The following is a 25,136-nucleotide window of genomic DNA, read 5'->3' as shown; positions in this document are numbered from 1 at the left end:
GCCCGGCAGGCGCTAGAGGCCCAGCCGGGAAATAGCCTCCTGGGCAATGAGCTGTGGCTTGAGCGTCTGGAGCTGGTTCGAGCGCACCACCACCGCATGTGTGTCCTTCTGCACGGCGAAGACGGCTTCTTCCCCTAGTACACCGCGCCCGCCGGTCCAGTCCTCAAACTCGGCGATCTCGGTGTCGTCGACAGGCGCAGCGTGGTCCACGACCGCCCGGGCTTCCTCGACGCTGGGCATCTCCCGCACCATCACGGAGGCTTGGGGAGCTTCCGGGTAGGACCAGAACACACAGGCCGGGGTGGCAAAGCGGTGGTCGACGGCCACGCGGGTCATGCGCTGGCCGTTGGTGTCCGCGACCCACTGGCTGTCGAGGTAGGGGCACTCTTCGTCGGTGACGGTGGCGAGATCCGGGGTGGCGTCGACCGGCAGGCCGTCGCCGGCCGGGGCGTCTGCAGCGCTAGTGACCTCCGCAGACGGGGCGGAGGGTGCGGCGGAGTCCTGCGCGGTATCGGTGGGCTCACCGGAACACCCGGCGGCCGCGAGACCGATCCCGGTCAGGCAGGCAGAGAGGCTAAGAAGTAGGCTGTGGCGCATGACGTCCACACTAGACCAGCGCTCGGTAGATTCGGACGCGTTGCGCAACGGTATTCACATTCTCACCGCCACGCTGCTGGTCGTGGCGATTTTTACCACCGTGCGCCTGCCGCTGTGGCAGGGGGTGCTCAACCTTCTGCTGCTCGTCGCCTTCGCCGTGGTCTACTTCGGCGGGTCGGCATCCCTGGAAGCGCTGCCCAAGGTGGCCCGGTACGGGTGGCTGGGCATCCTCACGGTGCTGTGGCTGGCGGACATGGCCGTCGCGCCCGCAGCCATTTACTTGGTCTTCTCCCTCTTCTTTGTCTACCTCTACGTGCTGGACCTTGTGCCCGGCATCGTGAGCGTGGTGGTGGCCACGGTGGTGTCCGTGGTGGTCCAGATACCGGGCGGGCTGACGTTCGGCGGCATCATGGGGCCGGCGGTCTCCGCGCTGGTGACCATCGCTATTACCTACGCCTTTAAAGCACTGAGCCGGATGAACCAGGAGCTCGTGGAAACGCGCGAGCAGCTGGTGGAATCCGAGCGCGAGGCCGGCATGACCGCGGAGCGCCAGCGCATCGCGCACGAAATCCACGACACCCTGGCCCAGGGGCTGTCCTCCATCCAGATGCTGCTGCATGCCGCCGACCGGGATCTCGCTGGGGAGGATATCCCCAAGGCGCAGGAGCGCATCGAGCTGGCGCGGCGCACGGCGGCCGATAACTTGCACGAGGCCCGCGCGATGATCGCGGCGCTGCAGCCGGCGGCCTTGTCGGAAACGTCGCTGGGCGCGGCCATGGGGCGCATGGCGGAGAACTTCTCGGCCACGGGCGGCGTCGACGTCAGCGTGGACGTGGAGGGGGACGCGCAGCAGCTGCCCATGAAGGTCGAGGCCGCGTTGCTGCGTATTGCGCAGGGGGCCGTGGGAAACGTCGTCAAGCATGCCCACGCCAGCAAGGCCCGCGTGACGGTGACGTACGCGCCGGACGAGGTGCGGGTGGACGTGGTCGATAACGGGCAGGGCTTCGACGTCGCGGCGGTCGAAGGCAGGCCCGCCGGCCTCGGGCACATTGGGCTAGCGGCTATGCGCCGGCGCGCGGAGGAGCTCGGCGGCGAGGTGGTTATCGAGTCCACCCCGGGCGTGGGCGCGGCGGTCTCAGTTAGTGTGCCCTTAGATAACGATGTAGATTAGGATTTTGTCCACACTGTACCGAGGAGGAGGAAGCCCGTGATTAGGGTCTTGCTTGCTGATGACCACGAGATCGTCCGCCTGGGGCTGCGCTCCGTGCTGGAGGGCGCCGAGGACATCGAGGTCGTGGGCGAGGTGGCTACCGCTGAAGCGGCCGTCTCCGCAGCGCAGGCAGGCGGTATCGACGTTCTCCTCATGGACCTGCGCTTTGGCGCGGGCATTGAAGGCACGCGCGTGATGAACGGCGCGGAGGCCACCGCCGCCATCCGCCGCGCCATGACCAATCCGCCCAAGGTGCTCGTGGTGACCAACTACGACACCGACGCGGACATCCTCGGCGCTATCGAGGCGGGTGCCGTGGGCTACCTGCTCAAGGACGCCCCACCGACGGAGCTCGTCGCCGCCGTGCGCTCGGCCGCCGAGGGTGACTCGGCGCTCTCCCCCGTGGTAGCGGACCGTTTGATGACGCGCGTGCGCACCCCGCGTACCTCCCTGACGCCGCGTGAGCTGGAGGTGCTCAAGCTGGTGGCGGCGGGCTCGTCGAACCGCGAGATCGGCGTGGAGCTCATGCTTTCTGAGGCCACCGTGAAGTCCCACCTCGTGCACATCTACGACAAGCTGGGGGTGCGTTCCCGCACCTCCGCCGTGGCGGCCGCCCGCGAGCAGGGCGTGCTCTAGATCTTGTTGGCCTCGCGGTAGGCCGTGATGACGCTGGTGGGGATCTTGCCGCGCTCAGCCACCTCGTAGCCGTGGGCGGCGGCCCAGGCGCGGACATCGGCCGGCTTATACGGGCGAGTTTCCTTCTTTGCCGGGCGGTGGGCGGCCTTAATAAAGGGGTCCATTGCCGCGTGGAATTTCTCGGCATTCTCCTTGGAAACGTCCAAGAGATACTCTTTCCCGTCCACGCTAAAACGGATTACGGTGAGCTGCTCTTCCGTGAGCGGGCTGTTATCAAGATCATCAAAGAACTGGGTTACTTCACGGCGCGCCATAGTGTCCTTCGTTAGTGCTGCGGCCTCCCCAATGCGGCCTTCTTACGGCGCTGTGCGCTGGGGAAGCAGGCAGGAATATAGTGATATTTTGTTTAAGGGAAACGTTTAAAAAGTGCTCCCCTCAGCAACCGACTATAACCCATAATTCTGATTTTTGTATATGGATAAACAATAGAATTCGCGGCTTTAACCCAATCTTTAACCCAGGGTAGGTATTTCACGAATTAATAGGCCGTGCAGAACGAATGTTGTCACACAAGTGGCCCGAAAAGATAGCCCCTAATACGGCACAGGCGCCGCCACCCGAAAGGGCGCGGCGCCTAGAGGCTAGCGGGGGATTAGGCCTGCAGCTTGGCCTGGATTTCGGCGTTGATGGAATCAATCTCGCCGGAAATGGAGCGGTGGGTGCGCTGGCGCTGCTGGTCCGTCATGTACTCGGCGTTGTCGATGGCGGAGTCCAGCTCGTTGAGGCGCTCCTTCACGTCGCGCTTGAATCCGACTGGGACGTTGGCCTCCTTGAGGGAGTTGCGGATGCCGGCGGTGCGGGCCTTGAGCGGGGCACCGTGGCCGGAGAAGGACGCTAGCTGGTCGGCCGTAACGCCTGCCTTCTGGGCGCGCTTCTTCTCCATCTCGCGCTGCGCGGCGGTGATGCCGCGGTAGATCAGCGGCAGAAGCAGCGGGGCGGCGGTGCGCAGGGCGCCGGCGTAGCGCTTCACGTTGTTCTTGTTAAAACGGCCTTCCTTGATGCGCTCAAGTTCCTTCTGGGCCATCTTGTACTCGTGCTTGCGGCGCTTCTTCAGGCCCTTCTCCTCGGACTTGATGAGTGCCTTCTCCTGCTTAGCCAGCAGCTTCTGCTGGCGGTGCTTCGCCTTATCCGCGGCCTTGACCTCGGCCTTTGCGCGCGTCTTGGCGGCCTTGATCTCGGCGCGGGCCTCACGGCGGGCCTTGCGGATCTTCTTCAGGATGCTCATGGAATCGTCCTTTAGTTATCTATCGTTAGGGTCTCGCTACAACTCTAGCAAGGTGGTCTACTAAGCTCACCTGGTGTGAAGGATGTGCTCGTCGCCACGGACCTCGTGGGCTGCCGCTACCGCTTGGTGCAGCGCCGCGCGCATCCGGAGATTCCGCGGACCTCCGTCAGCCAAGCCCGCGCCGAGCGCCACGCGGCGGCGATCGAGGCTGCCCTGGCGCTCGTGCCCCGTACCGGCCCCGGCCGCTTCCGCCGGATTGACCTCGAGGGCACCGACTTTGAGCGGGCCATGGCCACGCTGGAGGCCCTGGCCTACGGCTATACCCACATCACCAACGCGGTCTTGTCCACCAGTGAGTGGATGGTCCGGGTGGAGCTCCTCGTCCGCGACGGCGATAACTACAGCCCCGTCATCGTCTCCGATCACCGCGTGGCCCGCCCGCACGAGCACGCCCGCACCCCGGTGGTGCCGACCCACCGCTTAGGTCTGAGCGAGCCCCTGCCGGCGAAGTACAAGATTCGGCACCACGCCGTGGACGGCTACCGCCTAGCGCTGGCCGCCCGGGGATTGGCGGAGGCGAGCCTGAACTCCGGGCGGGGTGCCGCGATTGGGCAGGACCGCACCCAGGCCTTCGTCACGGATACCTCCCGGTTTGCCGTCGATGCCGCCCTGGCCCAGCCGCTTCCGGCGGGCCCGCGCCGGGTGAAGGAGTGTGCCTCCTGCCGCTTCTGGACCCTGTGCGAAGAGGAGCTGAAGGCCCGCGATGACATCTCGTTGTTCCTGCCGGGGGACCGGGCCCGTCCCTACCGGGAACGGGGGATCACCACGGTGCAGGCGCTTATCGACGCCTCCCTGGGCGCCCCCTCCACCCTCGCTGCGGCGTGGCGCGAGGGCATCCCGCTGCTGCGCCGCGGGGCGATGTCGGTTCCCCGCGCGGACGTGGAGGTCGACGTGGACATGGAGGCCTACATGGACCAGGGCGCCTACCTGTGGGGCGCGCGCCTGAACGGGGAATACATCCCCTTCGTGACGTGGGATCCGCTGGGCGGGCGTGCCGAGGCGGAGAACTTCGCTGAGTTCTGGCGGTGGCTCATGGACGTGCGCGCGCAGGCCCATGCTGCGGGCAAGACCTTTGCCGCCTATTGCTACTCCGCACACGGGGAGAACCACTGGATGCGCAGGTCCGCCACGCGCTTCCGCTACCCGGACCTGGCAGAGGTGGAAAGCTTCATCTCCTCTGCGGAGTGGGTGGACCTGTTCGCCCACGTGAAGCGCAGCTTCGCGGGGACCACTGGACTGGGCCTGAAGACCGTGGCTCCGGTGGCGGGGTTTGAGTGGCCCGAGGACTTCGATGGAGAGGAGTCCGTCAACGCGCGCCGCGCCGCCGTGGCCGGGGACGCTACTGCCCGGGCGAAGATTCTGCGCTACAACGCGGGCGACGTGCATGCCACGCAGGTCGTGCGGGAATGGATGTCCGCCGGCGCGCCGGGTGTGCCGCCGCTGGAGCCCTAGGCCCTATCCCGGTCCCTACCTTCTAGATCCCCAGACCTGGAACCCGAAACTCCCAGCTAGAGCAGGCCGAGCCCGCCGAGAATGATGAGCACGGCGAGGGCCACCCACGCCTGATCCCAGTCGGTGGTGGTTACCGGGGCAGGGCCCTGCGCCTTCTTCTGCAGCACCGCCTTCTGCGCCTTGACCCCGCGGACGATGAGGACGGGCAGCACCGCCATCGAACCGATGCACAGAAGGGAGGCGGCCTCCATGACCAGTGAGTTCGACGTGGCGAGCCACAGCCCCAGACCGCCGTTGATGAATACGGCGCGCCCCAGGCCCCAGCGGTTGAACTCGCGCAGGCCAGCCCGCACGGCTGCGGGACCGCCGCCCATGGTGGAGGGCAACAGGTAGGCCATCACGCCGGTGAGCAGCTGCGCCGCGAAGCCGATGACCAGGGCCAGCATGGGGATCCTTGGCTCGGCGTTAAAGAAGTGCTGCACCGCGTAGTAGGTCAGGGCGCCGACTAGCCAGAATGCGGAGCACAGCACGGACAGCGCCGGGTAGGTGATGCGCCCGCGGGGTTCGCGGAGGACCGTGAGTGCGTTGCTCATCCAGCCGTGCAGGCTGAGCACCCACCCCGCGCAGTACAGGATGAGCCCTGCCTGGGGCACGTTCCAGGCTGCTCCGACGAGGGCGCCGATGACGCCCAGGCCCAGCAGGGCGAAGCTGAGGCGCATGTGCGGGTTGATGCCCTTGGTTCGCCAGATGGAGGGGAACAAAATGGTGAGCGAGCCCGCCGCCGCGAGGCCCACGAAGCCGCCGACGTTGGCGGCCACGTGCGCGATGAGCAGGCGCGGCTGGCCGGGATGCACCGCCAACAGGGCGCCTAGGACAGCACCCACGGCCAGGAAGAAGGCCGCGGCCACGTAGGCGGCCACGACGGGGCGGAAGCGCTTCGACTCTGCGTGGCGCCACTGCCCGAACAAGACGGCGCCGTGCCAGGCCACGGTGGCGGCCACGAGGGTGGCGCCCACCTGCGTGAGAATCCAGTGCTGCGCCCACGCCTGAATGAGCAGCTGGCCCAGGAGGACCAGGATGACGCCCGCGTTGAGCAGGTAGATGCGGGCGAGCTGCCGGGGGCGGGCGGATTCCGGCAGGCGCTGCTGCACGAACTTCTCGGTGAGGTACTGCGACCACACCAGGATGCTGTTGGTGAGGATGCCCAGGGTGAAGAGGTGGATGAGCACCCAGCGGTAGTTGGGGATCAGGGTGTGGGTGGCACCGGCTACGAGGAACACCATCATCCAGACGGTAACGGGGCGGGATGCCTTCCTATGCCATGTGCGCGGCGACCACTTATCCATAAAACCCGAGTTTATCCGTTTTTTCTCACGGCCCAACTCAGGCCCGTGATGCCCACACACAAGACGGTGTAGAAGGCGATGAAGCCGGACCAGGGGAGGAGGTCGAAAAGCATGCCCGCCAGCGCACCCAGGATGGAGCTTCCCAGGTAATAGAAGAAAACGTAGAGGCTGGAGGCCTCCGCGCGGTCGTAGGTAGCGATGTGCCCCACCCAGCCGGAGGCCGTGGAGTGTGCGGCGAAGAACCCGATGGTGAGCAGCACGATGCCCAGCAGCACGCACACTAGCGGCCCAGCGCACAGGGCGATGCCCATGGCGAAGAGCGCGCAGGACAGCAGCAGAGTGGTGGCGTGGCCCAGCTGGGAGACCAGGCGGCCCGCCCGCGCCGAGGACCACGTGCCGGTGAGGTAGAAGAGGAAGACTAGGCCCGCCAGGCCGGGCGCGAGGTGAAAGTGGTGGATGAGCCGAAAGCCCAAGAAATTATAGAGGGACACGAAGGTGCCCATGGCCACGAAGGCCACGATGAACAGCGGTATCAGGCGCGGGTCGCGGGCGTGGCGGAAGATGGCGGAAAGCTCCGAGCGGAAATGGATTTCCTTAGGCGTGAAGTTCTGCTGGTAGGGCAGCAGGAGGGAGGCCAGGATGGCCAGGATGAGCGTGACTAGGCTGGAGCCGAATAGGGCCCACCGCCAGGAGGTGAGCTCAAGCAGCCCGGTGGGGATAAGCCGCCCGGTGAGCCCGCCGATGGTGGTGCCGGCAATGTAAAGGCCCATGGCGCGGGCGACATAGTCGGACTCGAGTTCCTCCGAAATCCACGCCATGGCCGTCGCCGGCGCGCCGGCGATGACAGCGCCCTGCAGCGCGCGGGTGGCGATGAGGACCTCCGGGGTGGGAGCCAGCGGTACTAGCATGCCGATGAGCGTAGCGGCGATGGTGGAGATAAGCAGGAGCTTTCCACGTCCGATGCGTTCGGAGACGATGGAGACTGGGATGACGCACAGGGCGAGCGCGCCCGTGGCGGCGGAGATGGTCAGGGCGGCCTCGGTGGAGGACATCCCCATCTCCGCGACCAGGGTGGGCAGCATGGCCTGGGTGGGGTAGAGGCAGGAGAAGATGGCCAGGCCCACGAAAAGCATGGCGATGGTAGCGCGCCGGGTTCGTGTCATGCATCCAGGATGGCCTCCCCGCAGTTATGTGTAAAATGTGCAGAAATAACAAAAACCATGCGAGGTGTGTATGAACGTCGAAGACGTGCGTGGGGTCGTTGCCGTGGCCGAGCACGGCCTGGTGGGCGCGGCTGCCGACGCCCTCGGGCTCTCCCAGCCCGCGCTGAGCCGACGCATCCAGCGCGTGGAGACCGAGGTGGGGGCCAGCCTCTTCGAGCGCAGCGGCCGGCGGCTGCGGCTCAACTCCCGGGGCGTGGCCTTCGTCGAGCATGCCCGCCGGATGCTCAGCGCCGAGACTGCAGCGCGGGACGCGGTGGCCCGGCTCATGGATCCGGAGCGCGGCACCGTCCGCCTGGACTTCATGCACTCCCTGGGCACGTGGATGGTGCCGGAGCTGCTCAAGGCTTACCGTGCCAAGCACCCGCACGTGGATATCCGGCTGCACCAGGGAGCGGCGCGCGAGCTGGTCAGCCGCGTGCTGGCCGGGGACTCCGATCTGGCGCTGGTGGGCCCGCGCCCGGTGACGGACGCGGAGGTGGGCTGGCACCAGCTCAAACTGCAGCGCCTGGGCCTAGCGGTGCCGGAGGGCCACTGGGCCGCCGGCCGGGACAGCGTGCGCCTCGCGGACTTTGCGGAGGAGGCCTTCATCGGCATGCTGCCCGGCTACGGCACGCGCATGCTTCTCGACGACCTCTCGGCCCACGCCGGCTTCAGCCCCCGCCTGGTCTTCGAGTCGATGGAGCTTACCACCGTGGCGGGACTGGTGGCCGCGGGCCTGGGCTGCGCGCTGCTGCCGCTGGATGATCCGTACCTGCACGTGGGTAGCCTCATCCCGCTGGAGCCCGCCGCCTACCGCGAGCTGGGCCTGGTGTGGCGGGTGGGCGACGACGCCCCGCCGGTGGAGCGCTTTAAGAACTTTGTGGTAAGCACTCAGCCAGCGCCTCCAGGGCCTGCGGAGTAGACACCTCGTAGGGCAGCCAGGGGACCTCCACTACAGACTGGCCGGGTAGTTTCTGCGCCAGGAGTGCGAGCGCCTCGTCCTCGGCGGCGTGCCGCTGCGCCAGGAACCCGTCCTGACTGACGGGCGTGCGGCGGTTGACCAGCACGCCGCCCACGTGCACACCGTTGGCCTGAAGGTCTGCGCAGAATTCCGTGGTCTCCAGCACCGGGGTGCGGTCGGCGGTGAGCACGAGGAAGAAGGACGTGGTCGAAGCACTGGTCAGCGCTGTCCGCAGGTGCTCGAAGCGGTGGCGGCGCTGGAGCAGCGTGGAGCGAATCTCCTGGTTCCGGCGCTCCACGGGGCTCAGCGTCGCTGCGGATACGGACTTCTCCGCCGAGGTTACCCCGCGCAGTGCCGCGCCAAACTTATCCGATTTTTCGCGGCGGGCCAGCAAACCATCGGTGTAGGCGGCCATAATCTCCGGCAGCGCCATCAGCCGCGAGGTGTGCCCGGACGGTGCGGTATCGAAGACGATGTGGGCGTAGTCCGCGCGGTGCTCCACCAGCTGCGCGATGCGCTCCAGCATCGCCGCCTCGTGCGTGCCCGGCGAGTTCCGCGCCAGCTCCAGGTGGCGGTCCACCTCGCGGTGCAGCCGCTCCGGCATGAAGCGACGCATGTGCGTGCCGACGTCACGCAGGTGGTCGTTGGTCGCGCGCGCCGGGTCGATCTCGATGACGTCGAGGTGGTCGTGGACGGCCGTGGGGACGTCGGAAAGCTGGGTGTTCCAGATGTGGCCCAGGTTGTGGGCCAGGTCTGTGGACACCAGCAGCACGCGCTTGCCGGTCCGGGCCAGGCGCAGCGCGGTCGCGGTGGCCAGGGTGGTCTTGCCCACCCCGCCCTTGCCGCCGAAGAAGATGATGGGGGTCAGCAGCATGACATTCCGTCCAGTGGTGAGCGCTCCAGGCCCATACGCGTGTGCCAGGCGTGGACGTCCTCGTAGACAAGCGGGAGGAGCTCCAGCGTGTAGTAGCTAGCCGGGTTCGGCACGCCCAGGGCCTCCGACATAACGAGCAGCATAAAGAGATCGTCCTCCTCCTGCTGAGCCTTGGCGAAGGTTCGGCGGTAGGGCGCGGTGTAAAACTCATCCAGCCCGCGCCCGAGGGCCCGCAGCCTATCCCACATGGGCGGGCATGGGCGGCTCGATGTCCTCGTCCTTCCACGTGACCTGCGGGGCCTTGCGGGCACGCCCGATGGCGGCGATGGCCTCACCGATAACCCAGATGGCCGCGACGATAATGACCGCGTCGATGACCAAAAGCAGCCAGTTGCCCGCGCTGAGGAGGGTCTTGAGCTGCAGGACGGCTGCCCACAGGGACATGGCGGTGACGAAGACGAGCGGGATGAGTACCGGCCACGTTGGGCGGCGCAGCTGGGTGAGGATGACCACCACGATGGCCAGCGTCAGGCCGGCCATGAGCTGGTTGGTGGTACCGAACAGCGGCCAGATGAGCATGCCGCCGGAGCCGTCGACACCCGTGGAGAAGGTCAGACCCAAGGCGCAGCCGACGGCGATGATGGTGGACACGAGCCCGCTGAGCTTGATGCCCATGAGCTCCGCGGCCTCCGAGACCACCATGCGCTGCAGGCGCACTCCGGAGTCCATCGTGGTGGCGGCGAACAGCACCGCCATGGTGGCCAGGATGGTGGCGGACAGGGAGGTGGGAACCCCCAGGCCCTCGTTCATGAGGCTGCCGCCGCCCTGGACAAAGGCCTCGACGCCGCCGGCGTTCCACTCGTTATAGACGGTCTCCCAGTCGGCGGCGGTCTTAAAGCCGGAGGTGGTGGCGATGATGGTACCCAGCGCCAGCAGGCCCTCTCCCACCGCGCCGAAGTAGCCGACAAAGCGGGCGTCGGTCTCCTTATCCAGCTGCTTGGAGGACGTACCTGAGCTGACCACGCCGTGGAATCCGGAGATGGCGCCGCAGGCAAAAGTGACGAAGAGCAGCGGGAAGATGCCCGGGGTCTGATCCGGAACATGGTCCGAGAGGGCCGGGGCGACGACCTCCGGGCGGGTGACCAGGAAGGAGCCGTACAGGATGGCCAGTCCCACAAAGAGCTGGAGGCCGTTGGTGTAGTCGCGCGGCTGCAGCAGGACCCAGACCGGCAGGAGGGAGGTGATGAAGGCGTAGACGGAGAGCAGGATGATCCACACGCCGCGGTCCGGGATACCCAGGACGGTCTCCGGCAGGGCCAGCGGCACGCGGTCCCCCAGGATCATCAGGCCGTAGAGCGCGGCCACGCCCACGATGGACACCACGGTGAGGTTCCAGCGGAAGCGGTAGATGGCCTGGCCAATGAGCAGAGCCACAAAGATGGCGCCCCACGTCGGGATGACGGCGGACGGCGTGGAGATGAGCAGGTTGGAAATCACCACGGCGAAGGCAGCGTTGACCATGAGGAGCAGCAGGAAGATGACCACGAGGAAGAGCGCGCGGCCGCGGGCGCCGATGTAACGCCCGGACAGGGTGCCGATGGACTGCCCGCGGTGGCGCTGGGAAGCCCACAGCGCGCCCAGGTCATGCATGCCGGCGAAGAACACGGTGCCCAGCGTGACCCAGAGGAAGGCCGGCAGCCAGCCCCAGATCACCGCGACGGCCGGGCCGATGATGGGGGCTGCACCCGCCACCGAGGTGAAGTGGTGGCCCCACAGCACGTACTTGTTAGTGGGCACGTAGTCCACGCCATCCTCCATGGTGTGGGCGGGCGTGGAGAAGCCCTCCGAGAGGCGGTAGACCTTCGAGGCGAGGAAGCGGGAGTAGACGAGGTAGCCCGCCAGCATCATGGCGACTCCGATAAACGTGAGGACGAGTGAGTTCAAGGCAACCACCTGTAGAGAGTTGTGGGCAACAGCTAAGAAGTGATTCGTTGCCCCATGTGCAGGTGTTGTGAATTATGTCATAGCAAGCGGTGCGAAGATGGGTTAATTTCTTATTCCTTGGCCGGCACTCCTTTGGCTCTGCCCACAATGGTTCTGCCCAAAAACGAGTAACCGCGCCGAGAAACCTTCAGAAGAGAGGTCTCTCGGCGCGGTGTGAGTAAGCCTAAGCAGTAGCCTTACTTGGTGGCAGCAGCGTAACGCTCTGCAACGTCGTCCCAGTTGAAGACGTTCCAGACGGCCTTGACGTAGTCAGCCTTAACGTTCTTGTACTGCAGGTAGAAAGCGTGCTCCCACATATCCAGCATGAGCAGCGGGGTGAAGTTCACGGAGATGTTGCCCTGCTGATCGGTGAGCTGCTCAATAACCAGGCGGCCAGCAACGTGGTCGTAGCCCAGAACTGCCCAACCGGAGCCCTGCAGGCCGGTAGCAACAGCGGAGAAGTGAGCCTTGAACTTCTCAAAGGAACCGAAGTCGCGGTTAATAGCCTCTGCCAGCTCGCCGGTGGGCTCGCCGCCACCGTTCGGGGACAGGTTCTTCCAGAAAATGGAGTGGTTGGTGTGACCACCCAGGTTGAACGCCAGGTTCTTGGTGAGCGCGCGGATGGTGTCAGCGTTAGCCTCGCCGTTGCGCTGCTCCTCCAGAGCCTCGAGCGCAGCGTTAGCGCCAGCAACGTAGCCAGCGTGGTGCTTGGAGTGGTGCAGCTCCATGATCTCAGCGGAGATGTGCGGCTCCAGCGCGCCGTATGCGTAGTCGAGTTCCGGAAGTTCGTAAACAGCCATTGTTGACATCCTTTCTATTGGGTTCGCGGCCCATGGTAGGAGCAGATTGAGAATTTGGCCACAATATTTTTGTCATTTTTGTCCGAGGTGAGTGCGGCAGCGTGCATGGCGGCGTGACCGTGAACAAAAAGCTGGCTCGGTGCCAGGCCGGGGGAGTATAAGAGGGAGGCAACGATAAGTAAAGGAGAATCTACGCATGTTCCTCTACACACCGGAGCCCGCGCTCGTGAGCGCGGAAGAAGCGCTTCCCGGCCGCGACGAGCCCATCCTGGCCACCCCGCAGCCGCATGCGGTGCTGGGCACGCCCATTACCGGCCCGTGGAAGGACGGGCAGAAGTCCCTGCTCGTGGCCATCGGCTGCTTCTGGGGCGCGGAGAAGATGTATTGGGAGACCGAGGGTGTGGAGTCCACCTCCGTGGGTTACGCCGGCGGCACCACCCCGAACCCCACCTATTTTGAGGTCTGCCGCGGTATGACCAACCACGCGGAGACCGTTCAGATCACCTATGACCCGCAGCGCGTGAGCCTGCGCGAGCTCGTGGTCGCCGCCCTGGAGGCGCACGACCCCACCCAGGGCTTCCGCCAGGGCAACGACGTGGGCACACAGTACAGGTCCGCGTTCTATCCGGAGACGGAGGAGGAACGCGCGGAGATTCAGGACCTGGTGGACTCGTACGCCGCCAAGCTAGTCGCCGCCGGCTTTGGTGCCACCACCACCGAAGTCACCCTCCTCAGCGAGACGGATGCAGGCGAGTACTACCTGGCCGAAGACGAGCATCAGCAGTACCTGCACAAGGTCCCCAACGGCTACTGCCCGCACCACAGCACCGGTATCAAGTGCGGCTAGAGCTGCTTGCGCACCTGCGTGCGGAAGTCGGAGGGCTTGTTGAGCTGATCGCGGGCTACGAAGTCTCGCATGCGGTCCGCTAGCTCCGGGGTGAGCTGCGTGCGCGTCTGGGAGCCGAGCACGGAATCCCAGTACCAGAAGGTTTCCTCAAAGTAGTTGTGACCGTGGCCGCCGGGCACGTTGAGGGAGTTGATCTGGTCCAACGCCACCTGCCAGTAGGTAATGAAGGGATACCAGCGAAGGTGCTCGAAGGTATCGGCGTGCAGCGGGGGCGGGGTGGGCTCGTGGATCCAATTGGGCCGGACGTAGATGAGCTTGCTGTCCCACCACACGATGGCGTCGGAAGCGTGCTGGCCCACCGCCACGCGCGGGCGCTGCCACGGGCCGTAGGGCTCGCCGAAGGCGTCGTGCTCCATGTGCTCGGGGACGGCGGCGAAGCGGAGGTGGCGTCCGCCGTCGATAAGCGGCAGGCGTTCCAGGGAGCCGCGCTCGCGGTGGAGGCGGCGCATGAAGCTGGTCATGCGCGGCGGCCCGGTAAACACCGCGCCATCGCACGCGGCGAGGAGCTCATCCACCGTGTCGAAGTTCTCCACGATGGCGTAGCAGCCCAAGGACTCACCGCTGAGGTAGAGCTTGGGGCGGTTATCCTCCGGGAGGAGCTCCAAGTGGTCATGGACCGCGGACATGAGGGCTGCCGCGTAAGTGCGAGAAAGATCCTTGTCCACCAAGTAGGAGAACATGGAGGGCAGGTAGTCGAACTGCACGACCACCGTGGCGCAGTTGCCGCGGGTGAGGAACTCATAGCCGCTCACGGAGTAGTTGTTGACCCAGCCGGAGCCCGAGGGCAGCTGCAGCACGATGGTGTCGCGGTGGAAGGCACCGGTGCGCTCCATTTCCGCTACCGCCTGGCGGGCGGCCGCCTGCGGGCCGCGGCCACGGATGAGGCCGATGTAGATGCGGATCGGCTCGTGTGCCCGCTCGAAGTGCATGACCTCCTTGATGTCGTGGGCGCGCGGGCCACGGTCCAAGAAGGCGCGCCCCTGGGAACCCACCGCCGTCCACGGCTCGTGGGACCATGGGCTGCCGGAGCGCTCCGGCTCCCACGGCATGGAGGAACCGGGATAGACCAGCTTGTTGAGCGCCAGCCCCTTGATGGAGGCCTCGTGCACCATGCGGCGCCACACCATGCGGTCGCTGACCACGGCGGCGGCGTAACCCACCGCGCCGCCGGCCAGTGGCCAAGCAACCCAGCGCGGCAGCCACCGTTGCACCTGGTAGGACAGCTGGGTGACGGCGAGCTGGGTGGCCTCGCCGAGGATGAGCAGCACGCCGTAGCCGGCGGTGCCCACCACCGCGCCCAGCGCTGCGGACTGCGGGCCACGGTCGTTGAGCTTGCCCACCAGCCGTGCCTGCGTGGTTTGGTTGCGCAGCGAGCACAGGCCCACGATGAAGGTGCCCACGCCCAGTACGTAATAGGAGTAGCGCCGGGCGGTGGGGCCGACGTGGTCCTGTGGGCGGTGCCCGGCCAAGCGCAGCGCCTGCTTCGCGGCAAACGCCGCTGTGGTTGCGGCCAGGTGCCCCGCGCCTTGGCCGATGGCCACGTTGGCGGCGGTGACCCACCATGGGCGCGGCAACAGCGACGGAGAGACCGCCGCCCACATGGCAATCTCCGCGCCGAAGAGGCCGGGCCACATGTTCTGTGGCAAACGTCTCCTACCCGTCATGCGCATACCGGGAGTAAGATCGCTGACCAGCTCCAAACCGAAAATTGCAGCGTGAAGCGCCTTTTGGGCGGACTTCATAGCGATTCTGCGGACGAGGGGGCGCATGGGGGCCATTGAACCAGCTTTAGTAAGCGCGCGCAGAAGGTGTTTGATCGGGCATCGGGAATGTGAGATCGGACTACCGAACCTGTGAGTTCGGGCGCAAACCGAGCAAAATTCGGACATTGGGGGCACAATAGGAGCCATGGGAAATCATGTTGGAAACAAAGTAGTACTCATCGGCGCTGGCGATGTCGGAATCGCCTACGCATACGCTCTGGTCAACCAGGGCACCGTTGACCACCTGGCCATCATCGACATCGACGAGAAGAAGCTCGAGGGCAACGTCATGGACCTCAACCATGGTGTTGTCTGGGCCCCGTCCCGCACCCGCGTGACCAAGGGCTCCTACGAAGACTGCAAGGACGCCTCCATGGTCGTCATCTGCGCTGGTGCTGCGCAGAAGCCGGGCGAGACCCGCCTGCAGCTCGTAGACAAGAACGTCAGTATCATGAACTCCATCGTCGGCGATGTCATGAAGAACGGCTTCGACGGCATCTTCCTGGTTGCTTCCAACCCGGTTGACCTGCTCACCTACGCTGTGTGGAAGGCTTCCGGCCTCCCGCACGAGCGCGTCATCGGTTCCGGCACCGTCCTGGACTCCGCTCGCTACCGCTACATGCTCTCTGAGATGGATGACGTGGCTCCGACCTCCGTCCACGCCTACATCATCGGTGAACACGGTGACTCCGAGCTGCCGGTCGTCTCCTCCGCCAACATCGCTGGTGTCTCCCTGGCTCGCCGCTCCGAGAAGGATCCGGGCTACAACGAGCGCATCGAGAAGATCTTCGAAGAGACCCGTGACGCCGCCTACACCATCATCGACGCCAAGGGTTCCACCTCCTACGGCATCGGCATGGCCTTGGCCCGCATTACCCGCGCGGTCATTCAGAACCAGGCTGTCGCCCTTCCGGTCTCCGCCTACCTGCAGGGCGAGTACGGCAAGGAAGATGTCTACATGGGCACCCCTGCCATCGTTGAGCGCTCTGGCGTTCACCGCGTCATTGAGCTCGAGCTCAACGAACACGAGCAGGAGCGCTTCGACAAGTCCTACGAGACGCTGAACCAGATTAAGGAAGAAATCTTCGGCTAGTGAAGATTGTCGCCCACAGGGGATATTCCGGGAAGTTTCCGGAGCTATCCCCTATTGCATTTGAAAAAGCACTCGCGCTGCCCATCCACGGCGTGGAGTGTGACATTCGCCTGAGCAGCGACGGCAAGGTCGTGGTCCACCACGATCCAACGGTGGACCGCACCACCAACGGCTCCGGGCGTGTGTCCCGGAAGACCTGGGAGGAGCTGCGGCGGCTGGATATCGGCGGCGGCCAGCGCATGCTGCTTTTCGACGAATTGCTGGAGATGCTCCAGGACACCCAGCACCACCTCTACGTTGAGACCAAGCACCCCTCAGGGCAGGGCGACATCCTGGAGGAGCAGATGGTGCTGCGCTTGCGCTACGCGGGGCTTATCGACGATCCCCGGATCCACATGATTTCCTTTTCCCACCGCGCCATCCGCCGCGTGACGGCGCTGGCGTCGCACATGGACCGCATCTACTTGCGCCGCGATTGGGAGCGCCACGTCAACCGCTCCGATGTCCTGTTATCTCAGCCCACGGGTCTGGGCATGTCTATTTTGCGCGGCAAGCTCCAGCCCGGCGCTATCGGCGCGCATGGCGTGCCCACGTACATGTGGACTATTGACAAGCCGGAGGACATGAAGTGGGCGTGGGCCAACGGGGTTGACATTCTGGCGACCAACCAACCGGAAGTGGCCCTACACGCCATCGAGCTGTAGCAACCGGGTAAGTTGTTGGGTATGGCCAAGAAGAAAAAGAACAACGAACAGCTGCCGGAGGGCATGTCCCGCCGTCAGGCTAAGCTCGCTGCCCGCGCCGCCGAGCGCGCCGCTTTGGAAAAGGATGCCCGCCCCTACGGTGGTCTCGCCGCTGAAGCTACCCTCGTCGCCCTGCAGGAATTCGTGCCGTCCGCGACGGCAAAGCTCTCCCTTAAGGGCTTTGACAAGGACGTCTACGTTGCCACCGTGCTCCCGGGCGCTTCCGCTGCGCTCATCCGTGACGAGCAGTCCGGCGGCGACGCCTACGTGGGCCTGCAGGTGCAGTCCCACACCCACAACCCAGGCCGTGACCTGGCCTTCGCTCTCAACTGGGTGAAGAACAACGCGCCGGGCTCCAGCCTGGAGTCCACCGCGGCGGACGGCTCCCAGCCGGAGCTCACCGAGCTTCTCGATGAATCCGCGGAGCTCGAGGTCAACGTCTACCAGGACTTCTCCTGGTGGATACCGGAGGGCGCGCAGGTGCCGCCGCACATGGCCAATGCTATGCAGCGTGCCAACGATTCCGTCATCGAGTCCCACCAGGTGGGCCAGGAGGCAGAGGGCTTCGTCGGCACCGCGTTCTGGGCTAACGCCGGCGGCGGCAAGGCCCACATCCGCTGGGTGCGCCCGTGCGATGACGAGAACGCCTTCCTCAACGCCCTGGCCCGCGTGGCCGCCCGCGGCGAGCTCAACCTGGGTGAGGACACCAAGTTCGCTGGTGTCTTCCGCACCCACGGCCTCATCGCCCCGGTCTTTGACCTGCAGCCAGAGGTCGCGCACGACTCTTACGAGGCCGAGCTCTCTCGCGTGAACAAGGCTCTCGAGGAGGAGATCTCCAACGACGCTAACCTCAACGCCGACGAGCGCAAGCAGCTGCAGAACATCAAGTCCCGTCAGGTGACCCTGCGCTAGTCTCACCGGTACCTTCGCACTACCCGCGAAGGCACCTAGTGATCATGGTGATCACGTAAGGCTCCGAAACCCAGCGGTTTTGGAGCCTTCAATGATCGAGATGGGCAGTCGACGCCTTAGGCCACGCCTTAGCGCATCGAATCCCACAACTCTTGCGCACCGGCGTCGTCCCAGAGCACCACGTTGCCCACCACGGTGTCTTCGAAACCGCCGATGGGAACGGTCTCCGTCTCCACGCCCGAGGCCATGGACAACGCCACCCGGGCCAGGTGCCACACGTGGTCCTTTTCGCCCACGGTGAAGGAGCTGGCGGTGTGGTTGACCAGGGAGATTGCCTTGAAGGGGTTGGCGATGGTGGACGGAGAAGTGGTCTTGTCCAGCAGGGCCGCGAAGAACTCGCGCTGGCGCTGCACACGGTCCAGGTCACCCATCGCGGTGGCGCGGGTGCGCACGTAGCCCAGGGCGTCGGGGCCGCGCAGCTTCTGGCAGCCCGCCTGCAGATCGATGCCGGCCAGCGGATCGTTGATGGGCTCCTTGACGCAGATATCTACGCCGCCGACGGAATCGACCACGTTGGCTAGGCCGCCCATACCGATCTCCGCGTAGTGGTCGATGTGCAGCCCGGTGGACTGCTCCACGGTTTCGGCGAGTAGCTGGGGGCCGCCGTAGGTGAAGGCGGCGTTGATCTTATCCATGCCGAAACCGGGCACATCGACGTAGCTATCGCGCGGGATGGACACCAGCTTGGCCTTGCCGGAGGAGGGGATGTGCAGGAGCATGATGGTGTCCGTGCGGCCCACGCCGACGTCACCGCCGGTGCCGAGCTCCGCCTGCTGCTCTTCAGTCAGCCCCTGGCGGGAATCGGAGCCCACCAGCAGCCAGTTGGTGCCGGAGGTGCCGGGGACCTGTTCGTCCGGAAGCGCTTCGATGCGGGTTAGGCGCGAGTCGGTCCAGAAGGTGAACACGAGGGTGAAGACGAGCGCGATAATGGCCAGCCAGCCGGCGCAGCCGAACACCTGCTTGAACGGGTTGACCTTTTTGCGTCGGCGATGTGGCCGTGCGCTTGTGCGCCCGCGCTGCGTGCGGGAGGGGTCCTCTGGGTTGTAGCTGCGGGGCGGGGCAGCGGGGGCGGCCGCCTCGGCCGGGCGGCGCGGGTAGCGCTGCTGCGCGGCGTAGTCGCTATCGGAGGAGCGGTAGGTCTGGCGCGGGGCAGGCCGCTGCTGTGGCGAGTGCTGCGCCATGTAGGCGTTGACGTCGAAGCGCGTTTCCTCCGGCCGGGAGGGGCTGCGCCGTGCTGTGCCGGACGGGCGGGCCTGCGCGGCACCGGGGGACGCGGGGCGGCGGCGCACGGGCCGGCCGTAGCGGTCGCGCAAGGGCTGACCGTCCGCTCCCAGGACGTAATCCTTGGGATCGAACGACTCGGCCGAGCCCGCGCGACGGGAATCGCCGTGGGCTCCGCCGGCGCGTCGCGTCTCGCGCTCTGGATCGCGTCCTTGATAAGTCATGGGGAACACTGTACCGCGAAATCACTTGCGTCCCAGCTTTCACAAGGAGCGGGCGTGCCACACCGCGGCCCGGCCACGGGCTAGGCGCCATCGATGGCGGCGTAGCCGACGAAAGCGATGGCGTCGATAAGAAAGTGCGCGATAACCAGCGGCCACACCTTCCCGGTCCGGTGGAAGTACCAGCCATAGAGCAGGCCCATGAGGATGTTGCCGAACCCCGCCGACACCCCCTGGTACAGGTGGTAGGAACCGCGCAGGAGGCAGGAGGCCGCGAGTACCGCGGGCAGCCCCCACCCGGTTTGCTTGAGCCGGGTGATGAACCAATAGACCACGACGAGCTCCTCCGCCCAGGCGTTGGCGAAGGACTTGAGCAGGAGCACCGGCACCTCAATCCACGTGTCGAAGGCGGCCGGAATCACCTCCTTGGTCCAGCCGAAGTGCAGGGCGGTGTAGTACAGCGCCAGGCCCGGCAGCCCGATGACCGCGGCGAGTGCCGCGCCGTGGAGACCATCGCGCCAGCGCGCCCGTGGCGGCAGCGAGGTCAGGTAGAGCACGAGCGCGCCCCAGGCGAACAGCACCGCGGCGCTGCACAGCTGAAAGGCGAGGTCGAGCAACGTCGTCGCAGACTGCGAAGCGTTGAGCGTGACGGACTGCTCGTTGAGTGGGGCGGGGTTGAGGAGGGAATCGACCAGCCGCAGCAGCGCGCGCACGCCCGACATGCCGAAGGTGATGGTGAGGACAATGAGGATTTCCGCGCGCAGGCGGGAGCGTGATGCGGTCATGGGTGCAACACCTGCGCGAGCCCGAGGAGGGCGGACTCCTCCAGCGTGACGGAGCCTAAGTGGACGCCCACCGGCGGGTGGTGGGGCACCGGCCACGGCACCGAGATCGCCGGCAACTGCGCCACGTTGAAGAGCGAACCCCACGGCGACCAGCGGGTCTGTTCGTCAAAGTTCTCCTGGTGTGCCAGCGCCACAAAGTGCCCGCGCCTGGGCGGATCGAAGGCCAGCATGGGCGTGAGGATGGCGTCCACCTGCCAGAACTCAGCCAGCAGCGCCGGCAGGGCGGCGGCGTGGGCCCGCGCAGCAGCTAGCTGGGCATCGCTCACGCGGCGGCCCCGGGCGCGAATCCACTCCGTGTAGCCGGCGGCGGACTCGAGCCCCGCCAGCCGGCGGGTAAAGATGTGCTGAAAGGCCTCGAAAGTTTGAGTCGCCTGCGGATAGGGTGATAGCGCGACGGTCTCGAAGCCAGCGCCCTCCAGCCGCGCAGTGGCCTCGCGCACGGCGTTGAGCAGGTGTGGCGCTACGGTGGCCTCAGCAAACAGCGGCTCGGTGAGCACGCCAACCCGGGCGCGCGGGGTGCGGGGAGTAAGGCCGTGTAGCGTGGCGGCATCTGCCACGGAGCGGGTGATAAACCCGGGCACGGAGAGGTCCTCGCCGGCGGGCTTGAAGCCCACGACACCGCAGGCAGCCGCCGGAACGCGGATGGAGCCGCCGCCGTCGGAGGCGTGCGCCGCGCGCAGCAGCCCGCGGGCCACCTGCACGGCCGCACCGCCCGAGGAACCGCCCGGCGTGTGCCCCGGGTAGAGCGGGTTATCCGGGTGGGGCAGGCCCACCGGCTCCGTATCGACGCGCAGGCCCAGCTCGGGGGCGGAGGATTTGCCGATGATGAGCGCTCCGGCGTCGATAAGCTCCTGCACGAACGGATCCGTCTCCGCGGCCACATACGTGCGCTCGGCGTGGCCGTGAGTGGTGGGCATACCGGCGACGTCATTGAGATCCTTGGCGGAGAGAACCCACCCGCTCAGACGCTCATGGCGCTGCGGGCGGCGCTCCAGATCGAGGTAGGTAAAACCGTGCTCCTCAGGCCCCAAGCCCGCGAGATCCTCGCGCAGCTGCTCCACGCTGAACTCTTTAGCGTCCATGCCGGCCCAGTCTAGTGGGCTAAGGTTGCCTGCATGAGCACCACCGTCGCATTTCTTGGCCCCGCCGGAACGTTCACGGAGGCGGCGATGCAGCGCTTTGCTGCAGACCTAGGGGAGACCACGCCCCTGCCCGTCGGCTCGCCGCAGAAGGCGCTAGCCACGGTGCGCTCTGGGGAGGCCGACTATGCCTGCGTGGCCATCGAGAACTCTGTGGACGGGCCGGTCACGGCCACCTTCGATGCGCTGGCCGAAGGCGTACCGGTCCAGATCTACCGCGAGGTGGACCTGCCGGTGTCCTTCTCCATCCTGACCCGCGGGACGGCCGTGCAGGACATTCAGACCTTCTCCACCCACCCGGTGGCGTACCAGCAGGTCCGCGGCTGGCTGGAGGAGAACCTCCCCGGGGTGGAGTTCGTCCCGGCGGCGTCGAATGGCGCGGCCGCGCAGGCCGTGGCCCGCGGCGAGGTGGATGCGGCGGCGGCCCCGGCCCGCGCCGGGGAGGTCTTTGAACTGCAGACGTTGGCGGAGAATATCGCCGACGTGGACGGGGCTACCACCCGCTTCGTGCTCGTCGGCCCGGCCGGACAGCCCACCGCGCGCACCGGCCACGACCGCACCTCCGTCATCTTCACCCTGCCCAACGAGCCGGGCTCGCTCGTGGGCGCCCTGCAGGAATTCGCGCACCGCGGGGTGGACCTCACCCGCATCGAGTCCCGGCCGCTGCGCACCGCCTTTGGCACCTACCGCTTCCACGCAGATCTCATCGGGCACATCGACGACCAGCCCGTGGCTGAGGCACTGCGGGCGCTGTGGCTGCGCGCGGAGGAGGTCGTCTTCGTCGGCTCCTGGCCTTCTGCGGCGGCCACGCCTAACACTCAGCTGGATCTGGCCCGCCTGCAGCAGGCCGACGAGTGGGTAGCGCGGGCGCGCAGCGGCCAATAGTCTGGGCAGCATGACCGGAAGAATCATCCTGCTGCGCCACGGCCAGACCTACTCCAACATTGACCGCATCATGGACACCCGCCCGCCGGGAGCCGAGCTCACCGAGCGCGGCCGCAGGCAAGCGGAAGACGTCGGCCGCGAGCTGGCGGAGTTTAGCGCGGGCCGCCGCGTGCGCTTCGTGTGCTCCATTGCCCTGCGCGCCCAGCAGACGGCGATGCTGGCCACCCGGGCCTACGCTGAGTCCGCAGATGAGCGCGACGTGCCCGTGGAGGTCCGCGTGGGCCTGCACGAGGTTTTCGCTGGCGAGCACGAGATGAGCGGCAGCGAAGACACCCACCGCGAGTACATGGTGGCGCTGCGCGGCTGGGTCGACGGCGACCCGGAGGCCCGCATGCCTGGCGGCGAGAGCTACGCGGACGTGCTGGAGCGCTACCAGCCGGTGCTGGAGGATATCGCGGCGGAGCTGGGGGAGGACGAGGATGTCGTCGTCGTCAGCCACGGTGCGGCCATCCGCGTGGTCACCACCCACGCGTGCGGCGTGGACCCGGACTTTGCCTACTCCGGCTACATGCCCAACTGCCGCTTTACCGTCATGGAGCCGCAGGGCAAGCCCTTCGGCCAGTGGACGCTTAAGCGCTGGGCCGATACCGACGTCTAATCCGTGATGGTCGCGGTAGGTGCCTCGGGGCACCTACCCCCAGCCCAGCTCGTGGAGGCGGTCCTCCTCGAAGCCAAAGTAGTGGCCCACCTCGTGGAAGACCGTCACCATAACCTCGTGAGCCAGCTGTTCTTCCGAGTTGCTGATGGACTGCAGCGGCCGGCGGTAGATGGAGATGGTATCCGGCAGGAAGCCCGTGTGCGTGGCGGTGCGGTGGGTGAGCATGACTCCCTCGTAGAGCCCCAGCAGGTTGGGGTTGTCCGGGTGTTCCTCCTCCACCAGGATGACGACGTTGCGCATGCGCTGGACAAACTTGTCCGGGATCTTATCCAGGGCTTCGCCCACCAGCTCCTCGAAGCGCTCTTCGCTGACCTCGTACATGGTGCTACTGCGCGGGCGCGTCGGCCGTCGGGGCGGCGGAGGGGCTAGCGCCCGCCGGCTGGGAGTTCGGGTCCCGCAGCGGGTTGCGCTTGGGCTGTTCGGTCGGCGGGGCGCCGTCAATGGTCATGCCATCCCGGCCGTCCTTGGCCGAGCCGGTGAGGGTGGAGAAGGATCCCGCGTTGTCGTGTATCAGGGAGCAGTTCACCGAGCGCGAGCCGGCGTCCCAAGACTCGCGGGACATCGAGCCCCAGAAGGGCTTGAGCGTGGACTGGTACAGGTTTTCCTCCCCGCCCAGGTAGTCCATGGAATTCTGGGTGCAGGTGTCCTGGATGAAGGCATCCATGTCCGCGTCGGCGGGGTAGCCGCCCGGGAACTTCTGTGCCACGTTGATGATGGAGACAGTCTCCAGCTGGTGCGGCTCGGCACACGGCACGGTGGTCAGCACGTTCTGGTCATCCACCCGGCGGCACTCGCCCGGCTGGGCCACTACGGCCTGGTCCACCTGGGACACCTTGCCCGTGGACTCTTGCGGAACGCCGGCGGCGTCCGTGGTCTGCAGGCCGCACAGCAGGGTGCGGTCGCCCTGCTCCCAGGCCTCTGCCGGCGGGAGAATGGAGGCGATGTCGTAGCGGCCGTTGGGGTCCCACTTGCCCTCGAGGTAGCTCACGGTGGGGGACTCACACAGCTCCTCGCGCAGGGCGTTTTGGCGGGTGACGTCCGGGCGCTCGGCGTTGGGGCCGAACTCGCTGGTGGGGTAGGCGCTCAAGTCCTCGCGGGTAGAGACCTCGAAGCGGTGGGGCTCACCGCAGCTGACCTGCTCGAAGCCGGAGGCTGAGCCGTCAGCGGCCAGGGACCACGTCAGGCAGGCGCCTGCCGACGCCGAAGTGAAGGACGCTGGCTTAGCCTGCGCCGCCGACGGATCCGCCGAGTCGCTGTCCGGTGCGGCCGAGGCAGACTCGCTGCTGGCGGCGGAGGTGCTGTCGCCGGAAGTGTCGTTGACCAGCCCGTAGGCAGCCAGGAAGGCAGCGGCGGCCAGGGTGGCGACGAGGACGATGCGAACCGCGGAGGCGGAACGCCACGCAGAAGAAGTGCTCATAGGATCCCCTATAGTACCCGCCGCGGCTGTGAGGCTCCCTGCTCCCTGCTTGTGCACCCTACTTTTCCGCGGAGCGAGTCACCTGGGTGGTCAGGTGGTAGCGGTCGGTGCGGTACACCGAGGAACACCACTCCACCGGCCGGTCCCCGGAGCGCGCGAAGCGGGTGATGTGGAGCAAGGGGGTGCCCGCTGATACGTCGAGAAGCGCGGCAATCTCCTCGTCCGCACCAATCGCCGTCACCGTCTGCTCGGCGTCCGTGATGGGTACCTGGAACGTCTCATCCAGGATGGCGTAGACGGAGTTATAGATGTCATTTTCCAGCAAGGAGGGCGCGAAGGAGGAGTTGTACCAGGCGTCATCAATGGCATAGGGCTCGCCATCACCCAAACGCAGGCGGCGCAGGTGCGTGTGGGCGACGGTGGCTTCCGTGTCGAAGAACGCGCACACCTCCTCCGGGGCGCTCGCGCGCTCACCCAGCAGGATGCGGGAGGAGGCCGCTAATTGTTGGTTGCCCATCTCGTCGGAAAAAGACGCGAGGTGAAGATGGCTGACCAGCGGGTTGGGGGCTACGAAGGTGCCCTTGCCGCGCACGCGGCGCAACCTTCCCTCGGCCACAAGGTCACCGATGGCGCGGCGGACCGTGATGCGCGAGACGCCGTAGGTCTCCTCCAGGATGCGCTCGCCCGGAAGGATATCGCCGGGCCGGAGCGTGGTCCGGCAGAGTTCTGACAGGATGTCCCGGAGCTGCGCGTGCTTGGGCACGGGGCCGTCGGTGATGATGTGGGGCGCCATGCGTCCATGATAA

General features: G+C 66.4%; 26 protein-coding genes. 10 read left to right on the top strand and 16 right to left on the bottom strand.

The window, feature by feature from the left end:
- Positions 1 to 12: 12 nt before the first annotated feature.
- A complete protein-coding gene (locus ACKFR8_RS08340) occupies positions 13 to 597 on the bottom strand; it encodes a DUF2020 domain-containing protein (protein WP_408929756.1) in 585 nt (194 codons plus the stop codon).
- On the opposite strand from ACKFR8_RS08340, the gene ACKFR8_RS08335 reads away from it, so the two are divergent.
- Positions 596 to 1,768 carry a sensor histidine kinase gene (locus tag ACKFR8_RS08335; RefSeq protein WP_408929755.1) on the top strand — a complete coding sequence of 391 codons (1,173 nt, stop codon included), beginning with the start codon at positions 596 to 598 and terminating at the stop codon, positions 1,766 to 1,768. The two genes, ACKFR8_RS08340 and ACKFR8_RS08335, sit on opposite strands and share 2 nt — an antisense overlap.
- 36 nt (positions 1,769 to 1,804) lie before the next feature.
- The gene (locus ACKFR8_RS08330; RefSeq protein ID WP_296134735.1) at positions 1,805 to 2,443 is read left to right on the top strand and encodes a response regulator; all 639 of its coding nucleotides are present in this window, start codon (positions 1,805 to 1,807) and stop codon (positions 2,441 to 2,443) included.
- On the opposite strand, the gene ACKFR8_RS08325 is transcribed toward ACKFR8_RS08330, so the two are convergent.
- Both ACKFR8_RS08325 and ACKFR8_RS08320 read right to left on the bottom strand, forming a co-directional pair.
- Positions 2,440 to 2,757: a histone-like nucleoid-structuring protein Lsr2 gene (locus ACKFR8_RS08325; RefSeq protein WP_408929754.1), complete on the bottom strand. Its 318-nt coding sequence runs from the start codon at positions 2,755 to 2,757 to the stop codon at positions 2,440 to 2,442. The two genes, ACKFR8_RS08330 and ACKFR8_RS08325, sit on opposite strands and share 4 nt — an antisense overlap.
- Positions 2,758 to 3,095: 338 nt before the next feature.
- Entirely contained in the window at positions 3,096 to 3,728 is a 633-nt protein-coding gene (locus ACKFR8_RS08320) for a DUF6474 family protein (RefSeq protein ID WP_408929753.1), read from the bottom strand.
- A gap of 75 nt (positions 3,729 to 3,803) precedes the next feature.
- Here ACKFR8_RS08320 and ACKFR8_RS08315 point away from each other — a divergent pair, with 75 nt between their 5' ends.
- A complete protein-coding gene (locus ACKFR8_RS08315; RefSeq protein WP_408929752.1) occupies positions 3,804 to 5,240 on the top strand; it encodes a TM0106 family RecB-like putative nuclease in 1,437 nt (478 codons plus the stop codon).
- 56 nt (positions 5,241 to 5,296) lie between these two features.
- On the opposite strand, the gene ACKFR8_RS08310 is transcribed toward ACKFR8_RS08315, so the two are convergent.
- Positions 5,297 to 6,586, bottom strand: a complete 1,290-nt coding sequence (locus ACKFR8_RS08310) for a copper oxidase (protein WP_408929751.1) — start codon at positions 6,584 to 6,586, stop codon at positions 5,297 to 5,299.
- An 11-nt stretch (positions 6,587 to 6,597) separates the two neighbouring features.
- Positions 6,598 to 7,749, bottom strand: a complete 1,152-nt coding sequence (locus tag ACKFR8_RS08305) for an MFS transporter (RefSeq protein WP_306508223.1) — start codon at positions 7,747 to 7,749, stop codon at positions 6,598 to 6,600.
- Positions 7,750 to 7,819: 70 nt separating this feature from the next.
- Between ACKFR8_RS08305 and ACKFR8_RS08300 the strand changes: the two genes are divergently transcribed.
- Positions 7,820 to 8,710, top strand: a complete 891-nt coding sequence (locus tag ACKFR8_RS08300) for a LysR family transcriptional regulator (RefSeq protein WP_408929750.1) — start codon at positions 7,820 to 7,822, stop codon at positions 8,708 to 8,710.
- Here the strand turns inward: ACKFR8_RS08300 and ACKFR8_RS08295 are convergent.
- From ACKFR8_RS08295 to ACKFR8_RS08280, 4 genes are all read right to left on the bottom strand, one after another.
- A complete protein-coding gene (locus ACKFR8_RS08295) occupies positions 8,658 to 9,623 on the bottom strand; it encodes an ArsA family ATPase (protein ID WP_408929749.1) in 966 nt (321 codons plus the stop codon). The two genes, ACKFR8_RS08300 and ACKFR8_RS08295, sit on opposite strands and share 53 nt — an antisense overlap.
- Positions 9,614 to 9,871, bottom strand: a complete 258-nt coding sequence (locus ACKFR8_RS08290) for a cory-CC-star protein (protein ID WP_408929748.1) — start codon at positions 9,869 to 9,871, stop codon at positions 9,614 to 9,616. Before ACKFR8_RS08290 ends, ACKFR8_RS08295 begins: the two co-directional genes overlap by 10 nt.
- Positions 9,861 to 11,567 carry a carbon starvation CstA family protein gene (locus tag ACKFR8_RS08285; RefSeq protein ID WP_408929747.1) on the bottom strand — a complete coding sequence of 569 codons (1,707 nt, stop codon included), beginning with the start codon at positions 11,565 to 11,567 and terminating at the stop codon, positions 9,861 to 9,863. The genes ACKFR8_RS08290 and ACKFR8_RS08285 overlap by 11 nt, the downstream gene beginning before the upstream one ends.
- 236 nt (positions 11,568 to 11,803) lie before the next feature.
- Positions 11,804 to 12,406: a superoxide dismutase gene (locus tag ACKFR8_RS08280; RefSeq protein ID WP_408929746.1), complete on the bottom strand. Its 603-nt coding sequence runs from the start codon at positions 12,404 to 12,406 to the stop codon at positions 11,804 to 11,806.
- A 196-nt stretch (positions 12,407 to 12,602) separates the two neighbouring features.
- Between ACKFR8_RS08280 and msrA the strand changes: the two genes are divergently transcribed.
- Positions 12,603 to 13,253 (top strand): peptide-methionine (S)-S-oxide reductase MsrA, encoded by a 651-nt coding sequence (msrA, locus tag ACKFR8_RS08275; RefSeq protein WP_296133832.1) that lies wholly within the window; start codon positions 12,603 to 12,605, stop codon positions 13,251 to 13,253.
- Here msrA and ACKFR8_RS08270 read toward each other — a convergent pair.
- Positions 13,250 to 15,091 (bottom strand): alpha/beta-hydrolase family protein, encoded by a 1,842-nt coding sequence (locus ACKFR8_RS08270; RefSeq protein WP_408929745.1) that lies wholly within the window; start codon positions 15,089 to 15,091, stop codon positions 13,250 to 13,252. The genes msrA and ACKFR8_RS08270 overlap by 4 nt on opposite strands.
- Before the next feature lie 130 nt (positions 15,092 to 15,221).
- Between ACKFR8_RS08270 and ACKFR8_RS08265 the strand changes: the two genes are divergently transcribed.
- From ACKFR8_RS08265 to ACKFR8_RS08255, 3 genes are read left to right on the top strand one after another with little or no spacing between them, the layout of a single operon-like run.
- The gene (locus ACKFR8_RS08265) at positions 15,222 to 16,169 is read left to right on the top strand and encodes an L-lactate dehydrogenase (protein ID WP_296133837.1); all 948 of its coding nucleotides are present in this window, start codon (positions 15,222 to 15,224) and stop codon (positions 16,167 to 16,169) included.
- Entirely contained in the window at positions 16,169 to 16,873 is a 705-nt protein-coding gene (locus ACKFR8_RS08260; protein ID WP_408929744.1) for a glycerophosphodiester phosphodiesterase, read from the top strand. The genes ACKFR8_RS08265 and ACKFR8_RS08260 overlap by 1 nt, the downstream gene beginning before the upstream one ends.
- Positions 16,874 to 16,894: 21 nt before the next feature.
- Positions 16,895 to 17,824, top strand: coding sequence for a DUF5926 family protein (locus tag ACKFR8_RS08255; RefSeq protein ID WP_408929743.1), 930 nt, complete (start codon positions 16,895 to 16,897; stop codon positions 17,822 to 17,824).
- Between the two features lie 128 nt (positions 17,825 to 17,952).
- Here the strand turns inward: ACKFR8_RS08255 and ACKFR8_RS08250 are convergent, their stop codons facing one another.
- The 3 genes from ACKFR8_RS08250 to ACKFR8_RS08240 form a co-directional block, all read right to left on the bottom strand.
- The gene (locus ACKFR8_RS08250; RefSeq protein WP_408929742.1) at positions 17,953 to 19,329 is read right to left on the bottom strand and encodes an LCP family protein; all 1,377 of its coding nucleotides are present in this window, start codon (positions 19,327 to 19,329) and stop codon (positions 17,953 to 17,955) included.
- Between the two features lie 80 nt (positions 19,330 to 19,409).
- On the bottom strand, positions 19,410 to 20,111 hold the full coding sequence (locus ACKFR8_RS08245) for a CPBP family intramembrane glutamic endopeptidase (RefSeq protein WP_408929741.1): 702 nt from the start codon (positions 20,109 to 20,111) through the stop codon (positions 19,410 to 19,412).
- Positions 20,108 to 21,253, bottom strand: a complete 1,146-nt coding sequence (locus ACKFR8_RS08240; protein ID WP_408929740.1) for an amidase — start codon at positions 21,251 to 21,253, stop codon at positions 20,108 to 20,110. The genes ACKFR8_RS08245 and ACKFR8_RS08240 overlap by 4 nt, the downstream gene beginning before the upstream one ends.
- A 33-nt stretch (positions 21,254 to 21,286) precedes the next feature.
- Between ACKFR8_RS08240 and pheA the strand changes: the two genes are divergently transcribed.
- Together pheA and ACKFR8_RS08230 are read left to right on the top strand one after the other, a co-directional pair.
- The gene (gene pheA, locus ACKFR8_RS08235; RefSeq protein ID WP_408929739.1) at positions 21,287 to 22,195 is read left to right on the top strand and encodes a prephenate dehydratase; all 909 of its coding nucleotides are present in this window, start codon (positions 21,287 to 21,289) and stop codon (positions 22,193 to 22,195) included.
- A gap of 10 nt (positions 22,196 to 22,205) precedes the next feature.
- On the top strand, positions 22,206 to 22,853 hold the full coding sequence (locus tag ACKFR8_RS08230; protein ID WP_408929738.1) for a histidine phosphatase family protein: 648 nt from the start codon (positions 22,206 to 22,208) through the stop codon (positions 22,851 to 22,853).
- Positions 22,854 to 22,886: 33 nt separating this feature from the next.
- Here the strand turns inward: ACKFR8_RS08230 and ACKFR8_RS08225 are convergent, their stop codons facing one another.
- From ACKFR8_RS08225 to ACKFR8_RS08215, 3 genes are read right to left on the bottom strand one after another with little or no spacing between them, the layout of a single operon-like run.
- Positions 22,887 to 23,234, bottom strand: coding sequence for a metallopeptidase family protein (locus ACKFR8_RS08225; RefSeq protein WP_306508162.1), 348 nt, complete (start codon positions 23,232 to 23,234; stop codon positions 22,887 to 22,889).
- Positions 23,235 to 23,238: 4 nt separating this feature from the next.
- On the bottom strand, positions 23,239 to 24,330 hold the full coding sequence (locus ACKFR8_RS08220) for a septum formation family protein (protein WP_408929737.1): 1,092 nt from the start codon (positions 24,328 to 24,330) through the stop codon (positions 23,239 to 23,241).
- Positions 24,331 to 24,388: 58 nt separating this feature from the next.
- A complete protein-coding gene (locus ACKFR8_RS08215; RefSeq protein WP_408929736.1) occupies positions 24,389 to 25,123 on the bottom strand; it encodes a GntR family transcriptional regulator in 735 nt (244 codons plus the stop codon).
- Between the last annotated feature and the right edge of the window lie 13 nt (positions 25,124 to 25,136).

Source organism: Corynebacterium axilliensis (assembly GCF_046097495.1).
Taxonomy (GTDB): Bacteria; Actinomycetota; Actinomycetes; order Mycobacteriales; family Mycobacteriaceae; genus Corynebacterium.
This window is presented reverse-complemented; position numbering and strand designations above follow the sequence as displayed.